At 69.8% G+C, this 4,571-nt stretch carries 6 protein-coding genes; 2 read left to right on the top strand and 4 right to left on the bottom strand.

Features of this window, described 5'->3' with window-relative positions; all coding sequences use genetic code 11:
* From GA0115259_RS38025 to GA0115259_RS38015, 3 genes are all read right to left on the bottom strand, one after another.
* A partial coding sequence (locus GA0115259_RS38025) for a chromosome segregation SMC family protein (RefSeq protein WP_161230628.1) occupies positions 1–1,233 on the bottom strand: 1,233 nt, incomplete at its 3' end.
* 199 nt (positions 1,234–1,432) lie between these two features.
* Positions 1,433–1,651 carry a hypothetical protein gene (locus tag GA0115259_RS38020; protein ID WP_093605176.1) on the bottom strand — a complete coding sequence of 73 codons (219 nt, stop codon included), beginning with the start codon at positions 1,649–1,651 and terminating at the stop codon, positions 1,433–1,435.
* Positions 1,652–2,032: 381 nt separating this feature from the next.
* The gene (locus tag GA0115259_RS38015; protein ID WP_093605178.1) at positions 2,033–2,314 is read right to left on the bottom strand and encodes an acylphosphatase; all 282 of its coding nucleotides are present in this window, start codon (positions 2,312–2,314) and stop codon (positions 2,033–2,035) included.
* Between the two features lie 159 nt (positions 2,315–2,473).
* Here GA0115259_RS38015 and GA0115259_RS38010 point away from each other — a divergent pair, with 159 nt between their 5' ends.
* Both GA0115259_RS38010 and GA0115259_RS38005 read left to right on the top strand, forming a co-directional pair.
* On the top strand, positions 2,474–3,400 hold the full coding sequence (locus tag GA0115259_RS38010; RefSeq protein ID WP_093605174.1) for a CAP domain-containing protein: 927 nt from the start codon (positions 2,474–2,476) through the stop codon (positions 3,398–3,400).
* Positions 3,401–3,501: 101 nt separating this feature from the next.
* The gene (locus tag GA0115259_RS38005) at positions 3,502–3,897 is read left to right on the top strand and encodes a winged helix-turn-helix transcriptional regulator (protein WP_093605172.1); all 396 of its coding nucleotides are present in this window, start codon (positions 3,502–3,504) and stop codon (positions 3,895–3,897) included.
* On the opposite strand, the gene mutM is transcribed toward GA0115259_RS38005, so the two are convergent.
* A partial coding sequence (mutM, locus tag GA0115259_RS38000; RefSeq protein WP_107469427.1) for a bifunctional DNA-formamidopyrimidine glycosylase/DNA-(apurinic or apyrimidinic site) lyase occupies positions 3,870–4,571 on the bottom strand: 702 nt, incomplete at its 5' end. The two genes, GA0115259_RS38005 and mutM, sit on opposite strands and share 28 nt — an antisense overlap.

Raw genomic sequence — 4,571 nt, 5'->3', positions numbered from 1 at the left:
GATCTCCGCCTGGGCCGAGGCAGCCCTGCTGCGCGCCGCGTTGACCTGGCCGGTCAGCCGGGCGAGGCCCTCGCGCCGGTCGGCGATCGCCCGTGCGGCGTCCTTGAGCCTGCGCTCCTCCGCCGCCAGCTCGCGTTCCAGCTCGGCGCGGTGCGCGACGGTGTCCTCCCGCGCGTGCTCCGCCGCCTCCAGCGCGGCCTCCAGCTCCGCCTCCTGCTCACGGATCCGGGCCGCCTCGCGCTCCATGTCCTCGGGATCGCGCCCACGCGGCTCCTCCGTGGGCGCCGTGGTCGCGCTCTTCACCCGGGCGTCGGCCAGCGAGACCGTACCGCGCACCCGCTCCGCGAGCTGGGACAGCTCGTACCAGGTCTGCTGGGCCCGCTGGAGCCGTGGTGCCAGCCGCCGTACCTCCTCCTCCAGCTCCGCCTCCCGTGTGAGCGCCGCTCTGAGCCTGCGCTCCGCGTCCTCCTTGCGCTGCTTCAGCTCGGCCTCGTCCGCGATCTCCGTACGGAGCGCCTCGCGCAGCCGCACCAGATCGTCGGCGAGCAGCCGCAGCCGCGCGTCGCGCAGATCGGCCTGTATGACGGCGGCCCTGCGGGCGACCGCGGCCTGCCGCCCGAGCGGTTTGAGCTGACGGCGCAGCTCGTCGGTGAGGTCCTGGACCCTGGCGAGATTCGCCTGCATCGCGTCCAGCTTCCGCAGCGCCTTCTCCTTGCGCTTGCGGTGCTTGAGAACACCGGCCGCCTCCTCGATAAAGGCCCGGCGCCCGGTCGGATCGGCGTGCAGTACGGAGTCGAGCTGGCCCTGTCCGACGATCACATGCATCTCACGGCCGATACCGGAGTCGGAGAGCAGTTCCTGGATGTCCAGCAGCCGGCAGGTGTCGCCGTTGAGCTGGTACTCACTGCCTCCGTTGCGGAACATGATCCGCGTGATCGTGACTTCCGCGTAGTCGATGGGCAGCGCACCGTCGGAATTGTCGATGGTGAGCGAGACCTCCGCGCGCCCGAGCGGCGGCCGGCCGGTCGTCCCGGCGAAGATCACATCTTCCATCTTGCCGCCGCGCAGCGACTTGGCCCCCTGCTCGCCCATGACCCAGGAGAGCGCGTCCACCACATTGGACTTGCCGGAGCCGTTCGGCCCGACGACACAGGTGATTCCGGGCTCGAAGCGCAGCGTCGTGGCGGAGGCGAAGGATTTGAACCCGCGCAGGGTCATGGCCTTGAGATGCACGCCGCTGGACTCTACCCCGCCCCGATCGTCCGCTGCCGGTTTCACCGCGGAACGCGCAGGGCACATCAGACGTTAAGAAAGTCGTTGCGGCGCCAACCATGGTTCGTACAGCGGAAGATGGAAAGAAAGAAGGGACGCCGAAGCGTCCCTTGCATATTCTTGCGAGAGTGTTTCTCACCCGACCCCGAGGGGGCTGTCGTCAGGTGAGCGCGGGCTCCGCCTGGTGAACATCAATGTCGATGCCGTCGAGCAGCGACTCTCGAGGGTGCTGTGCGACGGCGTCGTTCAGCGCGTCGTTCTCGGACTGAATCCGTACGAGTTCGGATTCGAGGTCCTGTACGCGCTGCTGAAGCCGTCGCATCTCGGCGAGGAGTCGCGGGTCGGAACCGCCGACATAACCGAGAAGCGCCTTTGCCATGATGGATGGTCCTCCACACTGAGTGACCGACCGGATGCGGTGTGGGTCGTGAGGGAAATCGCACCCGCGGTGCCTGGCAGTGCTTGTTCTTCACTGCGGTTCTTTACTGCCAAACAGCTGAGGTGCGCGGGGATTCCAGACTCTCACCAAAAAGTTTGACGGTCAACACGATCACAGCCCGTGCCGACGGGCCGCCCGGGGCACACGGCCGCGGCATGCGCGGCACCGGCTCTCCCGCGGCGCCCGGAGGGCTGGGGGATCATCGTTAATCGGGCAGCCTGACACGGTCCGCCGTTCTTGGCAACCACCAGGTCATCGCGGGCTTGGGCGGGCGCCCCGGGCCTGTGGAGGGCTCGCGGACGGCTCCTCGGAGCGGGACGCTCAGCGGATCGCGAAGCTCTCGTAGCCACCGCGCGGGGTGTCCCAGATCTCAGTCACTCCGTCTACGCGCCCGGGTGTGTCGGGCGAGCGCAGCCACTCCAGCAGACGGTGGCAATTCTCACGTGGTCCCTCGGCGACGATCTGGACCCGGCCGTCGTCCAGATTCACCGCGAAACCGCTGAGCCCACCGATCTCCAGCGCGTTCGCCCTGGTGAACCAGCGGAATCCCACTCCCTGTACCCGGCCGCGCACCCAGGCCGTCAGTCGTACCTCTTCGGTCACGCGCTCTGTCATGCGTTCTGTCATGCGCGTAAGCCAACCAGCCAATTGCTCACTAGCCCCGGCGGCCCCAGACGTCATGCCGTACAGTCCCGTCGCAATGAGCCTCACTCGAACGGGTGAGACACGTTGCCGTCGAGAAGCATGAGGAAGGCACAGCAGATGGGACGCCATCGACGCTCCGCCGCACCCGCCGCCGCGCCGGCGGCCAGGCCCGCCACCGAGGAGTACGACGGTACGGCGGCCCGGCACCGGGGCGCTCCGCGCAGGAAGGGACGGGTCGTCGCTCCCATCCGTACGGGCCTGCTGGGCGCCTCCGCGGCGATGGCCGTGGGCGCGGTCGCCGTGGCGTCCGGACTGCTGCCGGGCGGCGGCGTGTACACCGTGGGCGGCAGCGCTCCCGACGGGCAGATACGCACCGAGGGCGCTCCGGAGCTGGAGGAGCAGGGCGGCTCGTCCGCCGAGCCGACGCGCGAGGCTCCGGCCTCCCCCACCGCGTCCGCCGGACAGCCGAAGTCCGCCTCGAAGCAGGCCTCTCCCACCGGCGCCGCGAAGCCGTCCGGGGTGCCGAAGCAGCGCACGAAGACCACCGCGCCCGCGCCGCCGAAGACCGAGGCCGACGAGCCCGTGGAGCAGAGCGCCTCGCCGTTCGTCAGCCTGACTCCGGCGCCCGAGCAGACCACGGAACGCGCCGTCGCGACGCCCGCGGCGCCGACGTCCACCGCGGCGGCCGTGCTCGGTCTGGTCAACCAGGAGCGCGCGAAGGCCGGATGCGCGCCGGTACGGGCCGACGCGAGTCTGGGCGCGCTGGCGCAGGACTTCAGCGAGGACATGGCGGCGCGCGGCTTCTTCGACCACACCGATCCGGACGGCCGGACGCCCTGGGACCGCGCCGACACGGCGGGCGTCAAGGGCCTGGGCGGCGAGAACATAGCCCGCGGGCAGGCCACGGCCCAGGCGGTGATGGACTCCTGGATGAACAGCGAGGGCCATCGCGCGAACATACTGAACTGCGACTACACCAGGCTCGGCGTCGGTGTGCACAACGGCTCCGGCGGCCCTTGGTGGACACAGGACTTCGGCTTCTAGACCGCGTCCGGACGCCCGGGACTCCCAGGACGCCCGGGAAGTCACTAACCATCAGAAAGCGCCACCTGTCGGGTGGCGCTTTCGGTTGTAGGGTGACCGCCATGGACGGTCCCGCCTTCGATGCGTTCTCCCGGCAGTGCCCTTCGCGCTCCACGCTGGAGCATGCGACGGGCCGCTGGGGCGCTCTGACGCTCGGCGCCCTGTACGAGAGCGGCTGCCGCTTCAACGAACTGCGGCGGCGCGTCGACGGCGTGAGCGAGAAGATGCTCTCGCAGACGCTGCACGCCCTGGAGCGGGACGGTCTGGTGCGCCGTGACGCGCAGGCGGTCAATCCGCCGCGGGTGGACTACGAGCTGACACCGCTGGGACGGGAGATCGCCGGGCGGCTGCTCGGTCTCATCCGGCTGGTCGAGGAGCGTATGCCCGAGGTGCTAGCAGCCCGGGAGCGGTACGACACGCCGCGCGAGCGCTACGAAACGACGCGCGGCGGCCTCTGACAGCGCGGGCAGAAGTAGCTGGAACGGTTCATCCACGGCCGGCGGCGGATCGGCGTCCCGCACCGCCGGCACGGCTCGCCCTCACGTCCGTACGCGTCCAGCGACCGGTCGAAGTAACCCGATTCGCCGTTCACATTGACGTACAGACTGTCGAAGCTGGTGCCGCCGACCGCGAGCGCCTCGTTCATCACATCCCGTACATGACCGAGCAGCTCGGCGGAGCGCGGCCGGGTGAAGGTGGCCGTGGGCCGTTCGTAGTGGACCTTGGCGCGCCAGAGCGCCTCGTCAGCGTAGATATTGCCGACGCCGCTGATCAGTGACTGGTCGAGCAGTGCGCGCTTGACCGTGGTACGGCGCAGCCGCAGCGCGGTGTGGAAGTCGTCGTCCACGAAGGCCGGGTCGAGCGGATCCCTGGCGATATGCGCGATGACGTCCGGCAGTCCGTCGGGAGTGGTCTCGTGGAGCGAGAGACCGCCGAAGGTCCGCTGGTCGACGAAGCGCAGCTCCGTGCCGAGCGTGTCGGCGAAGCGGACACGGATCCGCAGATGCTTCTCGTCGGGCGCGTCCTGGGGCCGGACGAGAAGCTGGCCGCTCATCCCGAGATGGCCGAGGACAGCGGTGTCCGTGTCGGCGAGCGGCAGCCAGAGGTACTTGCCACGGCGGCGGGCCGGACC

This window comes from Streptomyces sp. MnatMP-M17 (assembly GCF_900091995.1).
Classification (GTDB): domain Bacteria; phylum Actinomycetota; class Actinomycetes; order Streptomycetales; family Streptomycetaceae; genus Streptomyces.
The sequence above is the reverse complement of the archived record's forward strand: the minus strand, read 5'-3'. Positions and strand labels throughout refer to the sequence as shown.